At 61.7% G+C, this 24630-nt stretch carries 21 protein-coding genes and 2 tRNA genes; 3 read left to right on the top strand and 20 right to left on the bottom strand.

The window, feature by feature from the left end:
- The first annotated feature begins 15 nt into the window (after positions 1 to 15).
- The gene (locus CC207_RS01005; RefSeq protein WP_088851438.1) at positions 16 to 2952 is read left to right on the top strand and encodes a DUF748 domain-containing protein; all 2937 of its coding nucleotides are present in this window, start codon (positions 16 to 18) and stop codon (positions 2950 to 2952) included.
- A 69-nt stretch (positions 2953 to 3021) separates the two neighbouring features.
- On the opposite strand, the gene CC207_RS01000 is transcribed toward CC207_RS01005, so the two are convergent.
- Positions 3022 to 3435 (bottom strand): VOC family protein, encoded by a 414-nt coding sequence (locus CC207_RS01000; protein ID WP_028691246.1) that lies wholly within the window; start codon positions 3433 to 3435, stop codon positions 3022 to 3024.
- A gap of 61 nt (positions 3436 to 3496) precedes the next feature.
- Between CC207_RS01000 and CC207_RS00995 the strand changes: the two genes are divergently transcribed.
- Positions 3497 to 3799, top strand: coding sequence for a putative quinol monooxygenase (locus CC207_RS00995; protein WP_028691247.1), 303 nt, complete (start codon positions 3497 to 3499; stop codon positions 3797 to 3799).
- 94 nt (positions 3800 to 3893) lie between these two features.
- Here the strand turns inward: CC207_RS00995 and CC207_RS00990 are convergent, their stop codons facing one another.
- The 16 genes from CC207_RS00990 to rlmE all read right to left on the bottom strand — a co-directional run bounded on the left by CC207_RS00990 (position 3894) and on the right by rlmE (position 19867).
- The gene (locus CC207_RS00990) at positions 3894 to 4244 is read right to left on the bottom strand and encodes a BON domain-containing protein (RefSeq protein WP_028691248.1); all 351 of its coding nucleotides are present in this window, start codon (positions 4242 to 4244) and stop codon (positions 3894 to 3896) included.
- Between the two features lie 260 nt (positions 4245 to 4504).
- A complete protein-coding gene (gene pnp, locus CC207_RS00985; protein WP_028691249.1) occupies positions 4505 to 6610 on the bottom strand; it encodes a polyribonucleotide nucleotidyltransferase in 2106 nt (701 codons plus the stop codon).
- A 248-nt stretch (positions 6611 to 6858) separates the two neighbouring features.
- On the bottom strand, positions 6859 to 7128 hold the full coding sequence (rpsO, locus tag CC207_RS00980; protein ID WP_003249971.1) for a 30S ribosomal protein S15: 270 nt from the start codon (positions 7126 to 7128) through the stop codon (positions 6859 to 6861).
- Between the two features lie 149 nt (positions 7129 to 7277).
- On the bottom strand, positions 7278 to 8195 hold the full coding sequence (truB, locus tag CC207_RS00975; protein WP_062360905.1) for a tRNA pseudouridine(55) synthase TruB: 918 nt from the start codon (positions 8193 to 8195) through the stop codon (positions 7278 to 7280).
- 3 nt (positions 8196 to 8198) lie between these two features.
- The gene (gene rbfA, locus CC207_RS00970) at positions 8199 to 8597 is read right to left on the bottom strand and encodes a 30S ribosome-binding factor RbfA (RefSeq protein WP_028691251.1); all 399 of its coding nucleotides are present in this window, start codon (positions 8595 to 8597) and stop codon (positions 8199 to 8201) included.
- A 116-nt stretch (positions 8598 to 8713) separates the two neighbouring features.
- Positions 8714 to 11254 (bottom strand): translation initiation factor IF-2, encoded by a 2541-nt coding sequence (infB, locus tag CC207_RS00965; protein WP_028691252.1) that lies wholly within the window; start codon positions 11252 to 11254, stop codon positions 8714 to 8716.
- A gap of 27 nt (positions 11255 to 11281) precedes the next feature.
- Positions 11282 to 12763: a transcription termination factor NusA gene (gene nusA / locus CC207_RS00960; RefSeq protein ID WP_028691253.1), complete on the bottom strand. Its 1482-nt coding sequence runs from the start codon at positions 12761 to 12763 to the stop codon at positions 11282 to 11284.
- A gap of 59 nt (positions 12764 to 12822) precedes the next feature.
- Entirely contained in the window at positions 12823 to 13281 is a 459-nt protein-coding gene (gene rimP, locus CC207_RS00955; protein WP_036986186.1) for a ribosome maturation factor RimP, read from the bottom strand.
- Between the two features lie 130 nt (positions 13282 to 13411).
- Positions 13412 to 13488, bottom strand: a tRNA-Met gene (locus CC207_RS00950).
- 98 nt (positions 13489 to 13586) lie between these two features.
- Positions 13587 to 13672: transfer RNA gene (locus CC207_RS00945), tRNA-Leu, on the bottom strand.
- Between the two features lie 21 nt (positions 13673 to 13693).
- On the bottom strand, positions 13694 to 14086 hold the full coding sequence (gene secG, locus CC207_RS00940) for a preprotein translocase subunit SecG (protein ID WP_028691255.1): 393 nt from the start codon (positions 14084 to 14086) through the stop codon (positions 13694 to 13696).
- Positions 14087 to 14090: 4 nt separating this feature from the next.
- Positions 14091 to 14846 (bottom strand): triose-phosphate isomerase, encoded by a 756-nt coding sequence (tpiA, locus tag CC207_RS00935; RefSeq protein ID WP_062572734.1) that lies wholly within the window; start codon positions 14844 to 14846, stop codon positions 14091 to 14093.
- 66 nt (positions 14847 to 14912) lie between these two features.
- The gene (glmM, locus tag CC207_RS00930) at positions 14913 to 16253 is read right to left on the bottom strand and encodes a phosphoglucosamine mutase (protein ID WP_088851437.1); all 1341 of its coding nucleotides are present in this window, start codon (positions 16251 to 16253) and stop codon (positions 14913 to 14915) included.
- Between the two features lie 16 nt (positions 16254 to 16269).
- Entirely contained in the window at positions 16270 to 17121 is an 852-nt protein-coding gene (gene folP / locus CC207_RS00925) for a dihydropteroate synthase (RefSeq protein WP_088851436.1), read from the bottom strand.
- A gap of 8 nt (positions 17122 to 17129) precedes the next feature.
- The gene (gene ftsH, locus CC207_RS00920; protein WP_028691259.1) at positions 17130 to 19037 is read right to left on the bottom strand and encodes an ATP-dependent zinc metalloprotease FtsH; all 1908 of its coding nucleotides are present in this window, start codon (positions 19035 to 19037) and stop codon (positions 17130 to 17132) included.
- Between the two features lie 203 nt (positions 19038 to 19240).
- Complete coding sequence (rlmE, locus tag CC207_RS00915) at positions 19241 to 19867, bottom strand: 23S rRNA (uridine(2552)-2'-O)-methyltransferase RlmE (RefSeq protein ID WP_011532133.1); 627 nt, start codon at positions 19865 to 19867, stop codon at positions 19241 to 19243.
- A gap of 102 nt (positions 19868 to 19969) precedes the next feature.
- Between rlmE and yhbY the strand changes: the two genes are divergently transcribed.
- The gene (gene yhbY, locus CC207_RS00910; protein WP_003249945.1) at positions 19970 to 20278 is read left to right on the top strand and encodes a ribosome assembly RNA-binding protein YhbY; all 309 of its coding nucleotides are present in this window, start codon (positions 19970 to 19972) and stop codon (positions 20276 to 20278) included.
- Between the two features lie 146 nt (positions 20279 to 20424).
- Here the strand turns inward: yhbY and CC207_RS00905 are convergent, their stop codons facing one another.
- The 3 genes from CC207_RS00905 to carB are packed head-to-tail and all read right to left on the bottom strand — an operon-like array spanning position 20425 to position 24543.
- The gene (locus tag CC207_RS00905; RefSeq protein WP_011532132.1) at positions 20425 to 20865 is read right to left on the bottom strand and encodes a hypothetical protein; all 441 of its coding nucleotides are present in this window, start codon (positions 20863 to 20865) and stop codon (positions 20425 to 20427) included.
- On the bottom strand, positions 20843 to 21325 hold the full coding sequence (gene greA, locus CC207_RS00900; protein ID WP_011532131.1) for a transcription elongation factor GreA: 483 nt from the start codon (positions 21323 to 21325) through the stop codon (positions 20843 to 20845). Before greA ends, CC207_RS00905 begins: the two co-directional genes overlap by 23 nt.
- Positions 21322 to 24543: a carbamoyl-phosphate synthase large subunit gene (carB, locus tag CC207_RS00895; protein WP_028691262.1), complete on the bottom strand. Its 3222-nt coding sequence runs from the start codon at positions 24541 to 24543 to the stop codon at positions 21322 to 21324. The genes greA and carB overlap by 4 nt, the downstream gene beginning before the upstream one ends.
- Positions 24544 to 24630: the final 87 nt, after the last annotated feature.

Here is a 24630-nt window from a genome sequence, read left to right as displayed (position 1 = left end):
CAGACGATGCGACACATGCCCAAAGGATTGACCCGCGCTATCGGCGCACTGCTGGCCCTCGTGGCCCTGTACGGCCTGCTCGGCTTTTTCATTCTTCCAGGTGTCGCCCTGCGCATTGCCAACCAGCAGTTGGCGCAATACGCCACGGTGCCGGCACACCTGCAGCGCATCGAGCTCAACCCGTTCAGCCTTGAGCTGACGCTCTGGGGTCTGCAGATCGGCGAACCCGGCAAGGAGCAGGTCGGCTTCGAACGCCTGTACGCCAACCTCGCCCTCGACAGCCTGTGGACCAAGGCCCTGCGCCTCGACGCCGTGGAACTGGACAAGCCGCGCACCGAGCTGCTGTTCGCCAAGGACGGCAGCCTCAACCTGACCCAGCTGTTCAAGATTCCGCCGAGCGAGCCCAAGCCGGACGAGCCGCCCAGCGATCCGTTCCCGCTGCGCATCGCCAGCATCAAGCTCAGCGAGGGCTACCTGCACTTCCAGGACCTGCGCCCGAGCGAGCCGATCGAGTTCCTCTACGACTCGATGAACCTGGAACTGAAGAACCTCAGCACCCTGCCCGACGACAACGCCGACATGACCCTGGTGGCCAACGGCCCGTCAGGTGGGCGCATCGACTGGAGCGGCACCCTGAGCCTGACGCCGATCACCTCCGAAGGCACCCTCAAGGTCACCGACGGCAAGATGAAGCTGTTCTGGCCTTATGTGCGTGACGCCGTGCCGCTGGTGCTGGAAGACGGCATGGTCAGCCTCGACACCCACTACAAGCTCAACCTCGCCAAGGAAACCGAGTTCCTGCTCGACAACACCTCGGTGCGGGTCGCGCCCTTTGCCATAAAGGCCCCGGACGGTCGCCCGCTGGCCCGCCTGGCCAGCCTGGAAGTCAGCGAGACCTCCATCGACCTGGCCAAACAGCTGGTCACCGTCGGCAAGATCCGTAGCGAGAAGCTGGAGACCTGGGCAGCCCTGGAGAAGGACGGCCAGCTCGACTGGCAGAAGCTGTTCGCCAGCCAGCCCGCCAAGGCCACGCCGAAGGAAAAGGCCGAGCCCGCCGCCGCCGAGCCGACCCCTGAAGAGCAGGCCGCCAAGGAGCCGGGCAAGCCCTGGCAGGTCCTGCTCAAGGATGTGCAGGCGCGCAACTACCTGGTCCACCTGGCCGACCGTAGCCAGAAGGAGCCCGTGGCCCTGGATGTCGGCCCGCTCAACCTCGACCTGCAGAACTTCGACAGCCTCAACCAGTCACCCTTCACCCTCAAGCTCGACACCGGCGTGGGCAAGCAGGGCAAGCTGCAGGCCGCCGGCCAGGTCAACCTGGCACCGGTCACGGCGAAACTCGACGTGGCCACCCGCGACATCGACCTGCGGGTCGCCCAGGCCTACATCAGCCCGTTCATCCGCCTGGAGCTGCGCAGCGGCATGCTCTCCAGCGACCTCAAGGTCGACCTCAAGAGCACCGAACCACTGGCCTTCAGCATCACCGGCAAGGCCCAGGCCAACCAGCTGCACACCCTGGACACCATCAAGAACCGCGACTTCGTCAAATGGCAGCAGGTCAACGTCGATGGCCTGTCCTACGTGCACGGTGATGCCCTGTCGATCGACAAGGTCACTCTGCTGCAACCCTATGCGCGCTTCATCATCAACGAAGACCGTACCACCAACGTCGACGACCTGCTGATCCCGCAACCCGCGGACAAACCGGCTGCGGCGCCGAGCAAGTCGGCGGCGTCCGGCGGTGGCAAGGAACTGGGCATTCGTATCGGCCAGATCAGCATCAATGACGGTTCGGCCAACTTCGCCGACCTGACCCTTACACCCAACTTCGCCACCGCCGTGCAGCAGCTCAATGGCCAGATCGGCACCATCGACAACCGCAAGCCGCTGCCGGCCAAAGTGGACATCAAGGGCAAGGTGGACCGCTACGCGCCGGTCACCATCAAGGGCGCGCTCAACCCGTTCAACCCGCTGGCCAGCCTGGACATCGCCACCAGCTTCAAGCGTGTCGAGCTGACCACCCTCACCCCCTATTCAGGCAAGTTCGCGGGCATGCGCATCCGCAAGGGCCGGCTGAACCTGGACCTGCACTACCTGATCACCAACGGTCAGCTCAAGGCCGAGAACAAGGTAGTGATCGAGCAATTGCAACTGGGCGAGAAAGTCGACAGCCCGGACGCCGTGGACCTGCCGATCCGCCTGGCGGTGGCGCTGCTCAAGGACACCGAAGGCAGGATCTCCATCGAGCTGCCCGTGTCGGGCGACCTCAACAACCCGCAATTCAGCGTGATGCCGATCGTCTGGCAGACCCTGCGCAACCTGGTGCTGCGCGCGGCACAGGCGCCGTTCAAGCTGCTCGGCGGGCTGGTCTCCGGCGGCGGCGCGCAAGACCTGGGCAACGTCTCTTTCGCGGCGGGCTCCAGCGACCTGACCCCTGATGTGCAGGCCTCCCTCGACAAGCTCGCCTCAGCCCTCAAGGCACGCCCCGAACTGCGCCTGGAGATCGAAGGCACCGCCGCCCAGAGCAGCGACGGCCCGCTGATCGCCCAGCAGCGCCTGGAGCGCGAGTACCAGGCCACCTGGTACAAGATCCTCCAGCGCCGCGGCGACAAGGTACCGGCCAACGCCTCGCTGCTGGTGGTGGACGACAGCGACAAGCCGGCAATGCTCGAAGGCATCTACCGTACCCGCTTGAAACAGCAGCCCCCGGCTGAATGGCAGGACCTGAGCCGTGACGAGCGTAGCGCCAAGCTGCGCGAGGCGGTGATCAAGTCCTGGGCGGAAAGTACCGTGCTGCTGCGCAACCTGGGCCAGGAGCGGGCCAGCAGCATCAAGGACTACCTCGTGGATAAGGGCCAGCTGGAAGATGACCGGGTGTACTTCATCGACACCAACCTCGGCCAGGCCGAGAGCGATGGCCGCGTGGTGACGCCGATGCACCTGGATGCCGAGTAAAGCATCTCGACCCAATCGCCCTCATCGACGGCTTGCCGGCGATGAGGGTAGCGCTGGCGATCAATACCATCAGGCCAGCCGTTGCCCCGACACCGCCGGGTGATACAGCGGCTGCACCTTGTTCCCCGCCGGGTCCAGCAAATGGAAGCTGCGCGCCCCATCGCCGTGATTGAACGGGCGATCCAGCAGCGTCACGCCATGGGCCTTGAAGTACTGGTACCAGTCTTCCAGCTCCTCCACGCTGTCGACGATGAAGCCATAGTGGTCCAGTGTCTGCAGCCCATTGGCCGCCCCTGCTCCGCGCCCCAGTGACAAGTTGTCGTTGCCACAGGTCAGGTAGACCAGGTCTTCATTGGCGCGGTTCAGCACCTCCATGCCTAGAACATCCACGTAGAAGCGCTCGCATTCCTCCAGATTGGGGACCAGCAAGGCGATATGACGCAGGCCATTCAGGCGGCCTGGTCGCACAGGTAGTTGGGACATGATCGCGGCTCCTATTTTTGTATACAATTCAGAAAAGAATTTAAAACAAAAGGAGATTCCTGTGTACTGTCTGTTTATCAAGACCCGCGTGAAACCCGGAACTGCCGAGGCCTTCCTCACTGCAATCAAGGCCAACGCCGCCGCTTCGGTGGCTACCGAACCGGGCTGCCTGGTGTTCGATGTGGCCCAGGATCGGGAAAATCCAGATGTGATCTACCTGTACGAGATCTACCAGGACGACGCTGCGTATGAGACCCATACCCAGACCGCGCATTTCCGGGACAGCAGGCCGCTGGTGGAACCGTTGATCGTGGAGCAGGTGTGCTTCGAGAGCGATGTGATCGCACGCAATCCGGTGAACTGAAGCGCGCCTGCATGAGCGCAAGCAAAAGCCCCGGCTAATGCCGGGGCTTTTGCTTGAAGGGGTGGCCAAATCCTTTTGGCCGACGGGACATTCCTTATTCGGACTTCAGGCCATCAGCAGACACGGCCTGCACGCCCTTGATCTTTTTGGCGATGGCAACCGCCATCTCCTTCTGCGCATCGGTAATGGCCACGTCCGAGGACAGGGACACTACGCCTTTGTTGGTTTCGACCTTGATGTCGCTGCCTGGCACGCCTTTCTCGGTCATCAAGTCGGCCTTCACCTTGGTGGTGATCCAGGTGTCGGAAGTAGCTTCCTTGGCTTTGGTCACCTCACCGGCCGCCAGCGTCATCGGGGCCTGGGTGGACTGGGCAGCGAACGCCGCGTTAGCCATGGTCAGGGTCAGAGCGGTGGCAGTAGCGGCAGCAATGGCGAACTTCTTCATGTGGGTCACTCCTGTTTTTTCGAAAGGTCTGCGCCGTGGTTCCTGGCGTCAGGTAGAAGTGATGTTGCAGGGCGTGTGCCAGCTTTTTGATTTTATTTTTTATCTTTTAAATCAATAAGTTAACAATTAACCAATAGATAGCTGGTCGTGCATTTTGCAAGCCCGGGCAAAATCCTGCATGCAAGATGCAAGTCCACAAGACAAAGCCGCAGGCATAAAAAAAGGACCCCGAAGGGTCCTTCCTTTCAGCCTGGGAAGGCTTAGACGCCCGATGCCTTGGCAGCGGCAACGTCCTTGATCGACAGCTTGATACGGCCGCGGTTGTCCACGTCCAGTACCAGCACTTCGACTTCCTGGCCTTCCTTCAGCACGTCGGTGACTTTCTCGACGCGAGCATCGCTCAGCATGGAGATGTGCACCAGGCCGTCCTTGCCCGGCAGAATGTTGACGAAGGCGCCGAAGTCGACAATGCGCTCGACCTTGCCGACGTAGATCTTGCCGATCTCGGCCTCGGCGGTGATGCCCAGGATGCGCTGCTTGGCAGCGTCCGCGGCTTCCTTGGTCTCGCCAAAGATCTTGATCGAGCCATCGTCTTCGATATCGATCGAAGCCTTGGTCTCTTCGCAGATGGCGCGGATGGTGGCGCCGCCCTTGCCGATGACGTCACGGATCTTGTCGGTATCGATCTTCATCGCGATCATGGTCGGGGCGTTGGCCGACAGCTCGGTACGCGACTCGCCGATGATCTGGTTCATCTGGCCGAGGATGTTCAGGCGCGCTTCCAGGGCCTGGCCCAGGGCGATTTCCATGATCTCTTCGGTGATGCCGTTGATCTTGATGTCCATCTGCAGCGCGGTGACGCCTTTGGCGGTACCCGCTACCTTGAAGTCCATGTCGCCCAGGTGGTCTTCGTCACCCAGGATATCGGTCAGGACGGCGAACTTGTCACCTTCCTTGACCAGGCCCATGGCGATACCGGCAACCGGTGCTTTCATCGGCACGCCGGCGTCCATCAGGGCCAGCGAGGCGCCGCAGACCGAAGCCATGGAGCTGGAACCGTTGGACTCGGTGATTTCCGACACCACGCGGATGGTGTACGGGAACACGTCGGCGGCCGGCAGCATGGCCTGGACCGAACGACGGGCCAGACGGCCGTGGCCGATTTCGCGACGACCGGCACCGCCCATGCGGCCACACTCGCCCACCGAGAACGGCGGGAAGTTGTAGTGCAGCATGAAGGGGTCTTTCTTCTCGCCTTCGAGGGTGTCCAGCAACTGGGCGTCACGGGCAGTACCCAGGGTCGCGACGACCAGGGCCTGGGTTTCGCCGCGGGTGAACAGCGCCGAACCGTGGGTCTTCGGCAGAACGCCGACTTCGATGTTCAGCGGACGCACGGTCTTAGTGTCGCGACCGTCGATACGCGGCTTGCCGTTGACGATGTTTTCGCGAACGGTGCGGTATTCGATTTCGCCGAAGATCTCTTTGACTTCGCCGGCCGACGGTTGGCCTTCTTCGCCGGAGAACTTGGCAATGGCTTGGTCACGCAGCTCGCCCAGGCGCGCGTAGCGGTCGGCCTTGACGGTGATGGTGTAGCCCTGGGAAACGGCTTCGCCGAATTCAGCACGGATGGCGTTGAACAGCTCAGTGTTGGCAACGGCAGGTTTCCAGTCCCAGGTTGGCTTGGCAGCTTCGGCAGCCAGCTCTTTGACCGCCTTGATCACGGCCTGGAATTCGTCGTGGGCGAACAGCACGGCGCCCAGCATCTGGTCTTCGGTCAGCTCCTGGGCTTCGGATTCGACCATCAGCACGGCGGACTCGGTACCGGCAACGACCATGTCCAGGCTCGAGGCAGCCAGTTGCTCGTAGGTCGGGTTCAGCAGGTAGCCGGTGCTTTCGTGGAAGGCGACACGGGCGGCGCCGATCGGGCCTTCGAACGGAATGCCGGAGATGGCCAGGGCAGCCGAGGTACCGATCATCGCGGCGATGTCCGGATCGGTCTTCTTGCTGGTGGAAACCACGGTGCAGACGACCTGGACTTCGTTCATGAAGCCTTCAGGGAACAGCGGGCGGATCGGACGGTCGATCAGGCGCGAGGTCAGGGTTTCCTTCTCGGAAGGACGGCCTTCACGCTTGAAGAAACCACCTGGGATCTTGCCGGCGGCGTAGGTCTTTTCCTGGTAGTGCACGGACAGCGGGAAGAAGCCCTTGCCCGGATCAGCCTGCTTGGCACCGACCACGGTCACCAGTACGGTGACATCATTGTCGACGGTGACCAGCACGGCGCCGGTGGCCTGACGGGCAATGCGGCCCGTTTCGAGGGTTACGGTCGATTGACCGAACTGGAATTTCTTGATTACCGGGTTCACGGTTTCCTACCTTCTTCAGTGGCTCTTGGGGGAACTGGTTCTTGCGAATTCTTGGGCAGAACGGGGAATCGGCCCCATTGACCGTCCAGATACAACACGAGGCTGGGAGCCTGGCGCCGGGCGGATGAACCGCACGACGGACCAGGCTGCCAACCTCGCAGATCGCGTGGCGTGTCCAACGCCAGGGTTGCCGGGCAACCCTGCCGATGCATGCGACACGCCATGCAACACCACTGGCCAGGCCGCTATTAGCGACGCAGACCCAGGCGACCGATCAGGGCGCTGTAACGGGTGGTGTCTTTGCCCTTCAGGTAGTCCAGCAGCTTACGACGCTGGTTGACCATACGGATCAGACCACGACGGGAGTGGTGGTCTTTATCGTTGGCCTTGAAGTGGCCTTGCAGCTTGTTGATGTTGGCGGTCAGCAGAGCAACCTGCACTTCCGGGCTACCGGTATCGCCGGCGGCTTGCTGGTATTCGGCAACGATCTGAGCTTTTTCTTCGACGCTGAGGGCCATTTGGCTTCTCCTGATAAACGGATCCCGCGAACGGTCTCCAATAGGCCAGGGACAAGTCCCCGTATTAAAAAGAAGAGGTGTGACCGTGCCTAATAACAGCCACCCTCGTATCCACCGGTTTCAGCCGAAGCCTCTGCCCGTGGTTCCGGTCATTCCGACCGAATCAGCCGACGCGGCGCGATGCGCCCGTCTTCGCTCACTTCACCGATACCGATGAAGCGACCATTGTGATCCTGTACCCGAACCATGCCAAACTGCGGCGCGTCCGGCGCACGTACCGCCTGGCCATGCAGCCAGTAGAACGCGCTGTGCTCGGACAGCAGCACCAGTGGCCAGTCCTGCAGCCCGCTGTCCGAAGGCATGAGGAAGCGATCAAGCGCTTCGTTGCCGCCTTCGGCATGGGCTTGCTCGAGTTCCTCGAGCGTCACCGTTTGTGCCAGCTCGAAGGGGCCCGCCTGCGTACGGCGCAGTTCGGCGACATAGGCACCACAGCCCAGCGCCTCACCGATATCCTCCACCAGGGTGCGAATATAGGTGCCTTTGCTGCATCCAACCGACAGGCGCGCACGGGTGCCTTCGCACTCGAGCAACTCCAAGCGGCCAATAGTAACAGAACGCGCCTCGCGCTCCACTACCTCTCCTGCACGTGCCAGCTTGTAGAGCGGCTGGCCATCGCGCTTGAGGGCCGAGTACATCGGCGGCACCTGAAGGATTTCACCCTTGAAACGCGGAATCACGGCCTCGATGTCGGCGCGACCAACGGTTACTTCGCGGGTCTGCAGGACCTCGCCTTCGGCGTCCGCGGTGGTGGTGGTCTGCCCTAGCTGCATGACCGTCTCGTAGCCCTTGTCGGAATCGAGCAGGTACTGGGAGAACTTGGTCGCCTCACCAAAGCACAGTGGCAGCACGCCGGTTGCCAGCGGATCGAGGCTGCCGGTGTGGCCGGCCTTTTCCGCGTTGAGCAACCAACGAACCTTCTGCAGGGCGGCGTTGGAGGTGAATCCCAACGGCTTGTCGAGCAGGATGATGCCGCTGACATTGCGGCGGATACGTTTGACCTGGGCCACCGTTTACTCCTTGGCGTCCAGCTCGTCGGCATCCTTGTGCAGGCGGTCTTCGGCCACCGCACGCTCGATCAGCGCAGACAGGTGGACACCACGGCTGACGCTTTCATCGAAGTGGAAGTGTAACTGTGGCACGCTGCGCAGTTGCATCGAGCGCCCCAAGTGCAGGCGCAGGAAGCTGGCGGCGCTGTTCAGCGCCTTGAGCGACTGCTTCACTGCGTCGGGCGTTTCTTCGCCCATGACGGTGATGAAAACCTTCGCATGACCCAGGTCACGGCTGACGTCGACAGCGGTGATGGTCACCAGACCGACACGCGGGTCTTTGACTTCACGGCGGATCAGTTCTGCCAGCTCACGCTGCATCTGATCGCCGATACGTTGGGTACGGCTGTATTCTTTTGCCATTCTTGCTACCTGTAACGTAAAGCGGCAAACGCCCGGTCAGGCTTAAGCCTGACCGGGCGCTACCTTCAGAGGCGCCGCCAGCCGCCTTGCGACGGGGCCTGCACCCGGCTCGGCCCTTACAGTGTGCGAGCCACCTGGACTTTCTCGAAGACTTCGATCTTGTCGCCGACCTTGACGTCGTTGTAGCTCTTGACGCCAATACCACACTCCATGCCGTTACGCACTTCGGAGGCGTCGTCCTTGAAGCGACGCAGCGATTCCAGCTCGCCTTCGAAGATCACCACGTCATCGCGCAGTACGCGAATCGGACGGTTGCGGTACACGGTACCCTCGATGACCATACAGCCGGCGATGGCGCCGAACTTCGGCGAACGGAACACGTCACGCACTTCGGCCACACCCAGGATGTTCTCGCGAACATCGCTGCCGAGCATGCCGGTCAGGGCCTTCTTGACGTCTTCGATGATGTCGTAGATCACGTTGTAGTAACGCATATCCAGACCTTCCTGCTCGACGATCTTGCGCGCACCGGCATCGGCACGCACGTTGAAGCCGAACAGCACCGCGTTCGAGGCCAGTGCCAGGTTGGCGTCGCTCTCGGTGATACCACCGACGCCGCCACCAATGACGCGTACCTGAACTTCGTCATTGCCCAGGCTGCCGAGCGAACCCTGCAGCGCTTCGAGGGAACCACGCACATCGGTCTTGAGGACGATGTTGAGGGTCTTCTTCTCTTCCTGCCCCATGGTCTCGAAGATGTTTTCCAGCTTGCCGGCGTGAGCACGGGCCAGCTTGACCTCGCGGAACTTGCCTTGACGGAACAGCGCAACTTCACGCGCTTTCTTCTCGTCAGCAACCACCGACATCTCTTCGCCTGCGTCCGGTGTGCCGTCCAGGCCAAGGATCTCGACCGGGATCGACGGGCCAGCTTCCTTCACAGGCTTGCCGTTCTCGTCGAGCATGGCACGTACGCGGCCATAGTTGGAACCGACCAGGACCATGTCGCCCTGACGCAGGGTACCGTCCTGAACCAGGATGGTGGCCACCGGGCCGCGGCCCTTGTCCAGACGCGACTCGACCACGACACCACGACCAGGAGCGGTCGGAGTGGCCTTGAGTTCGAGGATCTCGGCCTGCAGCAGGACAGCTTCGAGCAGTTCGTCGACGCCGGTACCCATCTTCGCCGAAACCTTGACGAACGGCGTGTCACCACCCCAGTCCTCGGAGGTCACGCCTTCGACCGACAGCTCGTTACGGATGCGATCGAGGTCGGCACCCGGCTTGTCGATCTTGTTCACGGCGACAACCAGCGGAACGCCAGCCGCTTTCGCGTGCTGCACGGCTTCGCGGGTCTGCGGCATCACGCCGTCGTCCGCCGCCACCACCAGGATGACGATGTCGGTCGCCTTGGCACCCCGTGCACGCATCTGGGTAAACGCAGCGTGGCCCGGGGTGTCGAGGAAGGTGACCATGCCACGGTCGGTTTCGACGTGGTAGGCACCGATGTGCTGGGTAATACCACCGGCTTCGCCGGCGGCAACCTTGGCACGACGGATATAGTCGAGCAGCGAGGTCTTACCGTGGTCAACGTGACCCATGACGGTCACGACCGGCGCACGCGATGTGGTCTCGCCTTCGAACTTCAGCGATTCGGCCAGGGAATCTTCCAGGGCCGTGTCGCTGACCAGGGTGACCTTGTGGCCCAGCTCTTCGGCGACCAGTTGAGCGGTCTCCTGATCGAGCACCTGGTTGATGGTGACCGGAGTACCCAGCTTGAACATGAACTTGACGACTTCAGCGGCCTTGACCGACATCTGTTGCGCCAGTTCCGAGACGGTGATGGTCTCGCCGATGGTCACGTCACGAATGACTGGACCGGTCGGGTTCTGGAAGCCGTGCTGGTTGCGCTTCTTGCCTTTGCCCTTGCCGCCGCGACCACGACGGAAACCATCGCTCTCTTCGTCGGTGGTGCGTGGCGCTGCACGTGGAGTCGGAGCCTTTTCCTTCTCCTTGACCTTGACCTTGACCGACATGCGCGGCGCTTCGCCACGACCGGCCGCAGCCGGGCCACCACCGCGACGATCGTCATCGCGGGTACGGCTTTCGTTACGACGGCTCTCGTCCTTCTTGCGCTCGGCGGCACGAGCGGCGGCGTCTTCGGACACCGGCGCGTTGGCCATTACCGGGGCTGCAACAGGTGCAGGCTCGGCCTTGGCCACTGGTGCAGCGGCCGGGGCCTCGGCAGCCTGACGGCGGGCCTGCTCCTCGTTGCGCTGGCGCACTTCGGCTTCAACCTTTTCGCGCGCGGCGTTTTCGGCGGCGCGGCGCTCTTCCTGCTCACGCTTCTGCTCAGCCTGGATTTCCTCCGGGCTGCGCTGCACGAATACTTTCTTCTTGCGTACTTCTACGCTGATGCTCTTGCTACCGGCGACACGCAGAGTGCTGGTGGTCTTGCGCTGCAAGGTGATCTTGCGCGGCTCTTCCGCCTTGCTCTTGTGGCTGCTCTTCAAATGAGTCAGCAGGGTCTGCTTCTCATTGTCGGTCACTACCTGACCGGCGTCGGTGTGCGGCAGACCTGCCTCACGCATCTGCTGCAGCAGGCGCTCTACCGGTGCCTCGACCTCTTGGGCCAGTTCTTTCACCGTGACTTGCGTCATGCACTTCTCTCCTCAGGCCGCGCCTAATTACTCGAACCAGTGGGCTCGGGCGGCCATGATCAACTTGCCGGCACGCTCTTCGTCGATGCCGTCGATGTCGAGCAGGTCGTCAATCGACTGCTCGGCCAGGTCTTCGCGGTTAACCACGCCGCGCACCGCCAGTTCCGCCGCCAGGTCCTTGTCCATGCCCTCAAGGGAGAGCAGGTCGTCGGCCGGATGGGCGTCTGCCAGCTTTTCTTCGGTAGCGATGGCTTTGGTCAACAAACGGTCCTTGGCACGAGCGCGCAGCTCATTGACGATATCTTCGTCAAAGCCATCGATGTTGAGCATTTCTTCCAACGGTACGTAGGCAATTTCTTCGAGGCTGGTGAAGCCTTCGTCGACCAGCACCTGTGCCAGCTCTTCGTCGACTTCCAGTTCCTCAATGAAGTTACGCAGGATGTCGCCTGTCTCAGCCTGTTGCTTGGCCTGGATGTCCTTCTCGGTCATCACGTTCAGGGTCCATGCAGTCAGCTGGCTGGCCAGACGGACGTTCTGGCCGCCACGTCCGATGGCCTGAGCGAGGTTGTCCTCGGCCACGGCGATATCCATCGCATGGGCGTCCTCGTCAACGATGATCGCAGCAACCTCTGCTGGCGACATGGCGTTGATGACGAACTGCGCCGGGTTCTCGTCCCACAGGACGATATCCACACGCTCGCCACCCAGCTCGCCGGATACGGCCTGGACACGCGAACCACGCATGCCGATGCAGGCGCCTTGCGGGTCGATGCGCTTGTCCTTGGAGCGGACGGCGATCTTGGCGCGCGATCCCGGATCACGGGAGGCGGCCATGACTTCGATGAGGCCTTCGGCGATTTCCGGCACTTCGATGCGGAACAGCTCGATCAGCATCTGCGGCGCAGTGCGCGACAGGATCAGCTGAGGACCACGGTTCTCGGTGCGGATTTCCTTGAGCAACGCACGCAGGCGCACGCCGACACGGAAGGTCTCACGGGGAATGATGTCTTCGCGGGCCAGCAGCGCCTCGGCGTTGTTGCCCAGGTCGACGATGACGTTGTCGCGGGTGACCTTCTTCACGGTACCGGAGATGATCTCGCCCACGCGCTCGCGGTAAGCGTCGACCACCTGGGCGCGCTCGGCCTCGCGGACCTTCTGCACGATGACCTGCTTGGCGGTCTGGGCGGCGATGCGGCCGAACTCGATCGACTCGATCTTCTCTTCGATCACGTCACCGATCTTGGCGTCCGGGTGCGTGTCCTGGATCTTTTCCAGCCAGGTCTCGATCGCCGGATCGTCCAGGTCGTTCTCGTCGACCACGGTCCAGCGGCGGAAGGTCTCGTAGCTACCGGTGTGGCGGTTGATTTCCACACGCAGGTCGACTTCGTCCTCAAAACGTTTCTTGGTTGCAGTGGCCAGGGCCACTTCCAGCGCCTCGAAAATGACGCCGGGCGGTACACCCTTTTCGTTGGATACCGATTCAACAACCAGCAGTACTTCTTTGCTCATCGTACGCCTCGCCTTGCGCAAGCCATTGGCCCCGGGTGTTTCGCCGGGTCCGGCACGTCTCAGTCAAAACTGGGAATAATATTGGCCTTGTCGATCGAGTCGATCGGCAACAGGAACTCGTGCTGGTCCACCTGGACCACCACATCCTGCTCCTCCACACCGCGGAGAAGGCCCTGGAAGTTACGACGGCCCTCGAAGGGCGTACGCAGCTTGATCTTCACCTGCTCGCCGGCATGCGCAGCAAACTGTTCCAGAGTGAACAGCGGGCGGTCCATGCCTGGAGAGGACACCTCGAGGGTATATTCAGAGCTGATCGGATCTTCCACATCGAGAATGGCGCTGGCCTGACGGCTGACGGCTTCGCAGTCGTCCACCAGGATCCCGTCTTCTTTGTCGATGTAGATACGCAGTACCGAATGCTTGCCTTGGGAGACGTATTCGATCCCCCAGCATTGGTAGCCCAGGCCCTCGACAACCGGGGCCAACAAGGCCTGCAACTGTTCTAGCTTGCTCGACACCTGAACCCCCTCGTGCATGCTGTGCAAATAAAAAATGGGCGAAGCGCCCATCCCTGAAAGCGCCGTTGGACAACGGCGCCGAAAACTGTTCGGCTAGCAAAAAGCCCCTGAAAAGGGGCTCTGCTGAAGCTGGTTGCGGGGGCTGGATTTGAACCAACGACCTTCGGGTTATGAGCCCGACGAGCTACCAAGCTGCTCCACCCCGCGACAAAGCTGGGGCGAAAGTATAAGACTGAACCCTTTGCCGGGTCAATCCGACCTCCACCTGCAAGAAAGCCCGCTAAAGCGGGCTCTCATGCTTCAATTGGTACCGAGAAGGGGACTCGAACCCCTACACCCTATGGGCACAACCACCTCAAGGTTGCGTGTCTACCAATTCCACCACCTCGGCAATACTACTTCTTGAAACCCGTTACTGCTGCTCTTTGGCTGGAGGAGGTACGTCACCAGAGTTGGTGGTTTCGCTCTTCTGCTGCTGGAGCACCGGTACATCATCATTGACTGCCGGCTTTGGCTCTTTGACTTCCAGCACTGCTGGATCTGGCAGACCAGCTTGAGTCAGCTGGTGAGCCTGCTGCTTGGCGAAATATCCTAACCCAAGTGCAGTCAAAAAGAAAGTGGCAGCAAGTATAGCAGTAACTTTACTCAAAAAGGTAGCGGAACCTTGGCTTCCGAACACAGTATTTGAAGCACCTGCGCCGAAAGATGCACCTGCTTCCGCACCTTTACCCTGTTGCAGCAGCACCATTACAACCAGTGCCAACGCTGCCAACAGATGAAAAACAACTACGACTGTTTCCAGCATTTGTTCAGTTTCCTGCGGCGCGACAAATTGCACCGAATTCGTCTGCGTTCAGGGACGCTCCACCAATGAGCCCCCCATCGATATCCGGCATGCCGAACAGTTCAGCCGCATTGGCCGCCTTCACGCTGCCGCCGTAGAGAAGTTGCACGTTTTCTGCAACTTCGGCGTCCTTCGCCGCCAACTGCTTGCGGATGGCTGCATGCACATCCTGGGCTTGCTGTGGCGAGGCCGTCAAACCAGTACCAATGGCCCAAACAGGCTCATAGGCAATAACTGCATTGGCGAAAGCCTTGATACCGAACACGTCGATAACACTGCTTAGTTGACGCCCTACAACTTCAAGCGTCTCACCTGCCTCGCGCTCTGCAAGAGTTTCCCCTATACACAGCACTGGCGTCAAACCACTTTTCTGAGCGGCTGCAAACTTCTGATTCAGCACTTCATCGCTTTCACCAATAATCTGGCGACGCTCGGAATGCCCAATCAATACATATTTGCAACCGACTTCAGCCAACTGACTCGGTGCAACTTCGCCGGTCAGCGCGCCTTGCTCAGATTGTACCGCAGAATTCTGTGCGCCTACGTTGATTCCTTTTCCCTCCAAGCCATCAATCACTTGATTGATGAACAGGGATGGCGGAAACACCGCGACTTCCACTCCGCTCGGCAGGGACAACTTGCCCAAGCCCTGGGTCAGCTCTACGACGCTGGCGCGGGTACCGTGCATCTTCCAGTTACCAGCTACCATGGGGCGACGCATGCTTTACCTCGTCGGTCAAAGTGGGCGCAGATCTTACCCAACCCGATCTGCGCTGGCAAGCCTCTTTCAGGCACAAACTTCTTCGACCAGCTTGGCCAGGGCCTCGGCATGGCCACGTACCTGGTTTTCATCGTCGCCCTCGACCATCACCCGCACCAGCGGTTCGGTACCGGACTTGCGCAGCAGCACCCGCCCACGACCGGCCATGGCCTCGGTGGCCTTGGCACTGGCTTCCTTGATCAGGGGGTTTTCCAGCGGGTCGTTCTTGCCCGCCGCGAAGCGCACGTTGATCAGCACCTGCGGGCACTTGCGCACGGCCTGTCGGGCCTGGGCAAGGTTTTCGCCACGGCGCTTGAGCGCCATCAGCACCTGCAGCGCGGCGATGATCGCATCACCGGTGGTGGTGTGGCTGCCACAGACGACATGACCGGAGTTTTCGCCACCCAGCAGCCACTCGCGCTCGAGCAGTTCGGCCATGACGTAGCGGTCGCCCACCTTGGCCCGCACGAACGGGATGTCCAGTTCCTTGAACGCCAGCTCCAGGCCCAGGTTGCTCATCAGGGTACCGACCACGCCGCCTTGAAGCTTGCCGCGCTCCTGCATGTCGCGACCGATGATGAACAGCAGTTCGTCACCGTCGACGATGGCGCCGGTGTGATCGACCATCAGCACGCGGTCGCCGTCGCCATCGAAGGCGATGCCGATATCCGCATGACCAACCAGGACCGCCGCCTGCAGCGACTCGATATGGGTCGAACCGCAGTTCTCGTTGATGTTCAGGCCATCCGGGGCGGCGTGCAGCACGGTGACGTCAGCCCCCAGCTCACGGAACACGCTCGGCGCGACCTTGTAGGTGGCGCCATGGGCGCAGTCCACGACGATCTTCAAGCCTTCGAAGCTGGTGCTGCTGGGCACACTGCTCTTGCAGAACTCGATGTAGCGCCCCGCCGCGTCGTTGATGCGCGAGACCTTGCCCAGCTTGCCGGACTCGACGACATTCATCGGCTGGTCGAGCAACTCCTCGATCATCAGTTCGACTTCGTCCGGCAACTTGGTGCCGGCACCGGAGAAGAACTTGATACCGTTGTCGTCATGGGGGTTGTGCGAAGCACTGATGACGATGCCGGCTTCGGCGTGAAAAGTGCGAGTCAGGTAGGCGATGGCCGGCGTCGGCATCGGGCCGAGCAGCATCACATCGGCACCGGCGGCGGACAGGCCCGCCTCGAGCGCGGATTCGAACATGTAGCCGGAGATCCGCGTGTCCTTGCCCACCAGTACCCGGCAGTTGCCCTGCTTGCGGAAGGCCATGCCGGCGGCCCAGCCGAGTTTCAGCATGAAATCAGGGGTGATGGGGAATTGGCCGACGCGACCGCGGATACCATCGGTACCAAAGTATTTTCTGCTCATAGTGACTCCAATGTTCTTATTCGGCGCTCTGGACCGCGGCGATCATGCGCACGACATCGACGGTTTCGGCGACGTCATGTACCCGCAGGATGCTCGCGCCCTTGGTCATGGCCAGGGCGGCCAGGGCCAGACTGCCATAGAGCCGCTCACCGACCGGACGGCCCAGCGCGAGACCGATCATGCTCTTGCGCGAAACGCCCACCAGCAGCGGGCGCCCCAGGCGATAGAGCGCTTCCATGTGTTTGAAAAGGCTCAGGTTGTGCTCAAGGGTCTTGGCAAAGCCGAACCCTGGATCGAGGATGATGCGCTCAGCCCCGATGCCGGCCGCCGCGCAGGCGGCCATACGCTGCTCAAGATAGCGCGTTACATCGGCTGTCACATCCTCGTACTGCGGATTGTCCTGCATGTTGCCCGGCTCGCCACGCATGTGCATCAAGCACACCGGCAGGCCGGTATCGGCCGCCGCATCGAGCGCGCCGTCACGCTCCAGGGCGCGCACATCGTTGATCAGCCCTGCACCAAGGCGGGCCGTCTCGCGCATGACCGAGGGCGTCGAGGTATCGACCGAGATGATCACGTCGAGCCGACTGCTGATCGCCTCGACAATTGGCGCAACGCGCTCCAGTTCCTCGATAGGCGAGACGGCGCGAGCCCCAGGACGGGTAGACTCCCCGCCCACGTCGATCAGGGTCGCACCGGCCGCAACCATATCCTCGGCATGGCGCAAGGCCGCATCGCGCTGGCTGAAGCGCCCACCATCGGAGAACGAGTCTGGGGTGACATTGAGGATACCCATGACATGGGTACGGGACAAATCAAGAGCCCGGTTGCCGCAAGGCAACCGGGTCGGGTACTGCGTCAAGCTCATAGATACCCTTAGTGTTGAGCCGCTGGACCGCCGATCGGCGACTCCGGACGATCATCCTGGGAAGCCTGGTTGCCGGAGGTTCCGGAATCATTGTCCCAGTCACGTGGCTCGCGCGGGGTACGGCCAGCCATGATGTCGTCGATCTGGTCGGCATCGATGGTTTCGTACTTCATCAAGGCCTCGGCCATGGCGTCGAGCTTGTCGCGGTTGTCGGTAAGGATCTGCTTGGCCGTGGCGTAGCACTGATCGATGATGCTGCGCACTTCGGAGTCGATCATCTTGGCGGTTTCGCCCGAGACGCTGGCATGCTGGCTCGCCGCGCTGCGACCGAGGAATACCTCGCCCTCCTCTTCGGCGTACATCAGCGGGCCGAGTTTCTCGGACAGGCCCCACTTGGTGACCATGTTCCGGGCGATCTGGCTGGCGCGCATGATGTCGTTGGAGGCCCCGGTGGTAACACCGTCGAAGCCCAGGGTCATCTCTTCGGCGATACGGCCACCGTACAGCGAGCAGATCTGGCTGATCAGCGCACGTTTGGACAGGCTGTAGCGGTCTTCTTCCGGCAGGAACATGGTCACGCCCAGGGCGCGGCCACGGGGAATGATCGAGACCTTGTAGACCGGGTCGTGCTCGGGAACGACGCGACCAACGATGGCGTGGCCCGCCTCGTGATACGCGGTGTTCTGCTTCTCTTTCTCGGACATGACCATGGTCTTGCGCTCGGCGCCCATCATGATCTTGTCTTTGGCCAGTTCGAACTCCTTCATCTCGACCAGGCGCTTGCTGGCACGGGCGGCGAACAGCGACGCCTCGTTGACCAGGTTGGCCAGGTCGGCACCGGAGAAGCCCGGGGTACCACGGGCAATGACCGCCGCGTTGACGTTCTCGCCAACCGGGACCTTGCGCATATGCACCTTGAGGATCTGCTCACGACCGCGAATGTCCGGCAGGCCAACCACCACCTGGCGGTCGAAGCGACCGGGACGCAGCAGCGCCGGGTCGAGCACGTCGGGACGGTTGGTGGCTGCAATGACGATGATGCCATCGTTCATCTCGAAGCCGTCCATCTCGACCAGCAACTGGTTCAGGGTCTGCTCGCGCTCATCGTGACCGCCACCCATGCCGGCGCCACGATGACGACCGACAGCGTCGATCTCGTCGATGAAGATGATGCACGGCGCGTGCTTCTTGGCCTGTTCGAACATATCGCGAACACGACTGGCGCCCACGCCGACGAACATCTCGACGAAGTCGGAACCGGAAATGGTGAAGAACGGCACCTTGGCTTCACCGGCAATGGCCTTGGCCAGCAGGGTTTTACCGGTACCCGGCGGGCCGACCATCAGCACGCCGCGAGGGATACGACCACCCAGGCGCTGGAACTTGCCCGGATCGCGCAGGAATTCGACCAGTTCGCCAACCTCTTCCTTGGCCTCGTCGCAGCCGGCGACGTCAGCCAGGGTGGTTTTCACCTGGTCTTCGGACAGCAGGCGCGCCTTGCTCTTGCCGAAGCTCATTGGCCCGCCCTTGCCACCGGCACCGCCCTGCATCTGGCGCATGAAGAACATGAAAACGGCGATGATCACCAGGATCGGGAAGCTCGCAACCAGCAACTGGGTCCAGATGCTCTGTTGTTCAGGTTGCTTGCCTTCGACGGTGACGTGGTTGTCGACCAGGTCTCCGATCAAGCCGTTGTCGGTAATCGCCGGGCGTACGGTCTTGAAGTTGTCGCCGTCAGTGCGCTTGCCGGTAATGATATAGCCGTCGACGGTCACCCGCTCAACCTTGCCATCCTTGACTTGCTGGATGAAGTCGGAATAGTTGAGGGTCTGCGGCTCGTTAGGGCTGGAGAAGTTGTTCATCACCGTCACTAGGACGGCGGCAATGATCAACCACAGGATCAGATTCTTTGCCATGTCGTTCAATTCGCTACCCTCTGAGGCCGGCGCACGACGCAGCCGTGCCTCGCATGATATTCATCGCCCTAACTTACTACATTACCCACGCATCCGCAGGCACCGTCTGTAACCCTTTGTGAAAGCTAGACTACACGAAGTTCGGACGATCCAGTCGGGACGGCCGATTGGAAATAACTATCGGCAACCCCGCAACACGCCTTTCATGCACCCTTGAAACCCTTGCCCAGCAGGTACTGTTCACGGGAACGGTCTCGCGAGGAGGACGGCTTGCGCATTTGCACCTTGTCGAACTTGCTGCGCACGTCCTTGAGGTACATGTCGAAGCCTTCGCCCTGAAAGATCTTGATCAGGAAATCTCCGCCGGGCTTGAGCACACGGGTCGCAAGATCCAGGGCCAGTTCACAGAGGAACATGGCGCGCGGCATGTCCACTGCAGGCGTACCACTCATATTGGGGGCCATATCGGAAATCACAAGGTCGACGTGCGAATCGCCGACCGCCTGCAGGATTTGTTGCAGCACTTCGTCTTGGGTGAAATCGCCCTGGATGAAGGTAACGTCGGGGATCGAATCCATTTCCAGTATGTCCGAGGCGATCAGGCGGCCCTGCCCGCCAATCAGACGACTGGTTACCTGCGACCAGCCACCGGGAGCCGCACCGAGGTCGATCACGCTCATGCCCGGACGGATCAGGCGGTCTTTCTCCTGGATCTCCAGCAGCTTGTAGCTCGCGCGCGAGCGGTAGCCATCCTTCTGCGCCTGCTTGACGAAAGGATCGTTGAAATGTTCACGCAGCCAGTTTGCGCTGCTTTTGGAACGTTGTACCACGGGGCACCTCGATGATATGCGTCGTGTTTGACTGGGCGGAGCCACAGGCCCTCGGGTAAAATGCCCGTCAATTTTACAGAATCAGACGAAAAGGGTCAGATTATGCCGCTCAATAACGAGCAGAAGAAGCAATACAAGTCCATTGGTCACGACCTGAAGCCGGTCCTGATCGTTGCTGGCAACGGTTTGAATGAAGGCGTGATCGCCGAACTGGAGCGCGCCTTGGTCGACCATGAGCTGATCAAGGTCGAGATTCGCTCGGAAGATCGCGAGGAACGCGCCGAGACCATCGCCGAACTGTGCAAGGCCGGCCGCGCCGAACTGGTGCAGACCATCGGCAAGAAAGCGCTGATCTACCGCAAGAACCCACAGCCGAACAAGCAGCTGTCCAACATCCACCGTTACAAGTAACGGTAGCAGGGCTGCTGCGCAGCCCTTTCGCGACACAAGGCCGCTCCCACAGGGGGCCGCACCGACCTCCGGCGCAGCGCAATCCCTGCGGGAGCGGCCTTGCATCGCGAAAGGGCCGCAAAGCGGCCCCGGCGATATTGAGTCGCTTACCGCCGCGCCCTGACCGGGACCGGCTGGGCCACCAGCACGATGCCGGAGAAGCCCAGCACCAGGAAGCAGAACATCTGCCAACGCTCGCCCACGGAGATCCCGTAGCGCAGCGTGTAGTAGCTGACGCAGGCGCCGAAGCCGAGCAGCAGCATCTGGCCGCGGAACTGCCGCCACCAGGCCGCCAGGCCATCCACCCTCGCCAGCACTGCCAACTGGGTCAACAACCCGAGCATGGCCACGCCAATCAACCAGCGGTCGATCTGCGCAGCCACGTCGTGCACCAGCAAAGGCGCCAGGCCACTGACCTTGAGCGCCGGCACCAGCCCCACGTGGAACACCCACAGGCCGCCGACCCAGAACACCTGGGCCAGCTGCCAGAGGATCCCCTCGAGGGATGGCGCCCGCAGGCGCCGGTCAGATGTGCTTGACTTCGACAATCTCGTACTCGACCGTGCCACTTGGCGTCTTGACGACGACAGTATCACCTTCTTCCTTGCCGATGATGGCGCGGGCAATCGGCGCACCGCTGGAGAGCTTGCCCTGCTTCACGTCGGCTTCGTCTTCGCCGACGATCTGGTAGGTCACCTCTTCATCGGTCTCGGTGTTCGCCAGCACCACGGTGGTGCCGAAAATCACCTTGCCGGTGTGGGCGATGGTGGTGACGTCGATCACCACCGAGTTCTGCAGACGGCCTTCGATATCGCGGATACGCGCCTCGACCATGCCCTGCTCCTCACGGGCGGCGTGGTATTCGGCGTTTTCCTTGAGATCGCCCAGCTCGCGAGCCTCGCCGATCGCCTGGCTCAGGCGTGGGCGCTCGGTCTTGCTCAGGAACAGATGCTCTTCCTCCAGGGCGCGAGCGCCCTGGACGGTCATCGGGTATTTGGTAATGCTCATGCTTTGAGTCCTGCATGCAGATCCTGCAGGCGACGAACGGTCTTTTCCGGACCGAATTTCAGCGCCTCGCAGATGGCTTCACCGGCCGCAATGGTGGTGGTGCAGTAGATCTTGTGCTGCAACGCATTGCGACGAATCGAGTAGGAGTCAGCGATCGACTGGCGACCTTCGGTGGTGTTGATGATCAGCGACACTTCGTCGTTCTTGATCATGTCGACCACGTGCGGACGCCCCTCGGTCACCTTGTTCACGCGACGCACTTTCAGGCCGGCCGCTTCGATTACCTTGGCGGTGCCGGCAGTGGCGACCACTTCGAAGCCCAGGGCGATCAGGTCGCGGGCAACGCCAGCCACTTGCGGCTTGTCGTCGTCACGCACGCTGATGAACGCGGTACCACCGGTCGGCAGCACTTCGCTGGCGCCCATCTGGGCCTTGGCGAAGGCTTCGCCGAAGCTGTCGCCGACGCCCATGACTTCACCAGTCGATTTCATCTCAGGGCCGAGGATCGGGTCAACCCCCGGGAACTTGGCGAACGGGAAGACGGCTTCCTTGACGCTGTAGAAGTTCGGGATGATTTCCTGGGTGAAGCCCAGCTCTTTCAGGGTCTTGCCGGCCATGACGCGGGCCGCGATCATCGCCAGGGAAGTGCCGATGCACTTGGAGACGAATGGCACGGTACGCGAGGCGCGTGGGTTGACCTCGATCACGTAGATCTTGTCGCCCTGCAGGGCCAGCTGCACGTTCATCAGGCCGACCACGCCCAGCTCCAGGGCCATTTTCTTGACCTGGACGCGGACTTCGTCCTGTACTTCCTTGCTCAGCGAGTAAGGCGGCAGCGAGCACGCCGAGTCGCCGGAGTGAACGCCGGCCTGCTCGATGTGTTGCATGATCGCGCCGATCACCACGTCGGTGCCGTCGCAGACCGCGTCCACGTCCATCTCGATGGCGCAGTTGAGGAAGTGGTCGAGCAGCACCGGGCTGTCGTTGGAGACCTGCACCGCTTCACGCAGGTAGCGCTTGAGCTCGTCCAGTTCGTAGACGATCTCCATGGCGCGGCCGCCCAGCACGTAGGACGGGCGAACCACCAGCGGGTAACCGATCTTGCCAGCGGCAGCGATGGCTTCGTCTTCGCTGCGAACGGTGGCGTTTGGCGGCTGCAGCAGGTTCAGGCGCTGAACCATCTGCTGGAAGCGCTCGCGGTCTTCGGCGCGGTCGATGGCGTCCGGGCTGGTACCGATGATCGGTACGCCGGCTTCTTCCAGGGCACGCGCCAGTTTCAGCGGGGTCTGGCCGCCGTAGTGGACGATCACGCCCTTCGGCTTCTCGACGCGGCAGACTTCCAGCACGTCTTCCAGGGTCAGCGGCTCGAAGTACAGGCGGTCGGAGGTGTCGTAGTCGGTGGAGACGGTCTCAGGGTTGCAGTTGACCATGATGGTCTCGTAACCGTCTTCACGCAGGGCCAGCGCGGCGTGCACACAGCAGTAGTCGAACTCGATGCCCTGGCCGATACGGTTCGGGCCGCCACCCAGGATCATGATCTTGTCACGGGTCGACGGGTTGGCCTCGCACTCTTCCTCGTAGGTCGAGTACAGGTAGGCGGTATCGGTGGCGAACTCGGCGGCGCAGGTGTCGACGCGCTTGTACACCGGGAACACTTCCAGCTTGTGGCGGTGACGGCGCAGGTTCTTGTCGGTGATGCCGAGCAGCTTGGCCAGGCGCTGGTCCGAGAAGCCCTTGCGCTTGAGGCGCAGCATGTAGTCCTTGTCGATCGACGACAGGGCCAGGGTCTTGACCTTTTCTTCTTCCTTGATCAGGTCTTCCATCTGTACCAGGAACCACAGGTCGATGCCGGTCAGGGCAAAGATTTCCTCGATGGTCATGCCCGAACGCATCGCGTCGGCGACGTACCAGATACGCTCGGCGCCCGGCACGGTCAGCTCGCGCTTGAGGATGCTGGCCGCTTCCGGGCTGGCCAGGTCGACTTTCGGGTCGAGGCCGCAGGCACCGACTTCCAGGCCGCGCAGGGCTTTCTGCAGGGATTCCTGGAAGGTGCGGCCGATGGCCATGACTTCACCCACGGACTTCATCTGGGTGGTCAGGCGGGCGTCGGCTTTCGGGAATTTTTCGAAGGCGAAGCGTGGCAGCTTGGTGACGACGTAGTCGATCGACGGCTCGAAGGACGCCGGGGTGCGGCCACCGGTGATGTCGTTCTGCAGCTCGTCGAGGGTGTAGCCGATGGCCAGCTTGGCGGCGATCTTGGCGATCGGGAAGCCGGTGGCCTTGGAAGCCAGGGCCGAGGAACGGGAAACCCGCGGGTTCATCTCGATCACGACCATGCGGCCAGTGTTCGGGCAGATACCGAACTGCACGTTGGAGCCGCCGGTCTCGACACCGATTTCACGCAGCACCGCCAGCGAGGCGTTGCGCATGATCTGGTATTCCTTGTCGGTCAGGGTCTGTGCCGGAGCAACGGTGATCGAGTCACCGGTGTGCACGCCCATCGGGTCGAAGTTCTCGATCGAGCAGACGATGATGCAGTTGTCCTTCTTGTCGCGGACCACCTCCATCTCGTATTCCTTCCAGCCGATCAGCGATTCGTCGATCAGCAGCTCCTTGGTCGGCGACAGGTCCAGACCACGGGTGCAGATTTCTTCGAACTCTTCACGGTTGTAGGCGATACCACCGCCCGTGCCGCCCATGGTGAACGATGGGCGGATGATGCATGGGAAGCCGAGCTTCTCGAGGACCGCGTTGGCCTCTTCCATGCTGTGGGCGATACCGGAGCGCGGGCACTCCAGGCCGATGTCCTTCATCGCCTTGTCGAAGCGCGAACGGTCTTCAGCCTTGTCGATGGTGTCGGCGTTGGCGCCGATCATCTCTACGCCGAACTTCTCCAGGACGCCATGGCGCTCCAGGTCCAGGGCGCAGTTCAGCGCGGTCTGGCCACCCATGGTCGGCAGAACGGCGTCAGGGCGCTCTTTCTCGATGATCTTGGCCACCGACTGCCACTTGATCGGCTCGATGTAGGTGGCGTCGGCCATGGCCGGGTCGGTCATGATGGTGGCCGGGTTGGAGTTCACCAGGATGACACGGAAACCTTCCTCGCGCAGGGCCTTGCAGGCCTGGGCGCCGGAGTAGTCGAATTCGCAGGCCTGGCCGATCACGATCGGGCCAGCGCCGAGAATCAGGATGCTTTTGATGTCTGTACGTTTTGGCATGGTTGTCACTCAAATCCGGGGTCAGTCGGCAAGCCGCTTTGAACAATCTGGGTCAGGCACTGCCGGGCGCGGCGCGAGCCGGCCCGG

The sequence above is a fragment of the Pseudomonas sp. DrBHI1 genome (assembly GCF_002205115.1).
GTDB classification, from domain to species: domain Bacteria; phylum Pseudomonadota; class Gammaproteobacteria; order Pseudomonadales; family Pseudomonadaceae; genus Aquipseudomonas; species Aquipseudomonas mosselii.
The sequence above is the reverse complement of the archived record's forward strand: the minus strand, read 5'-3'. Positions and strand labels throughout refer to the sequence as shown.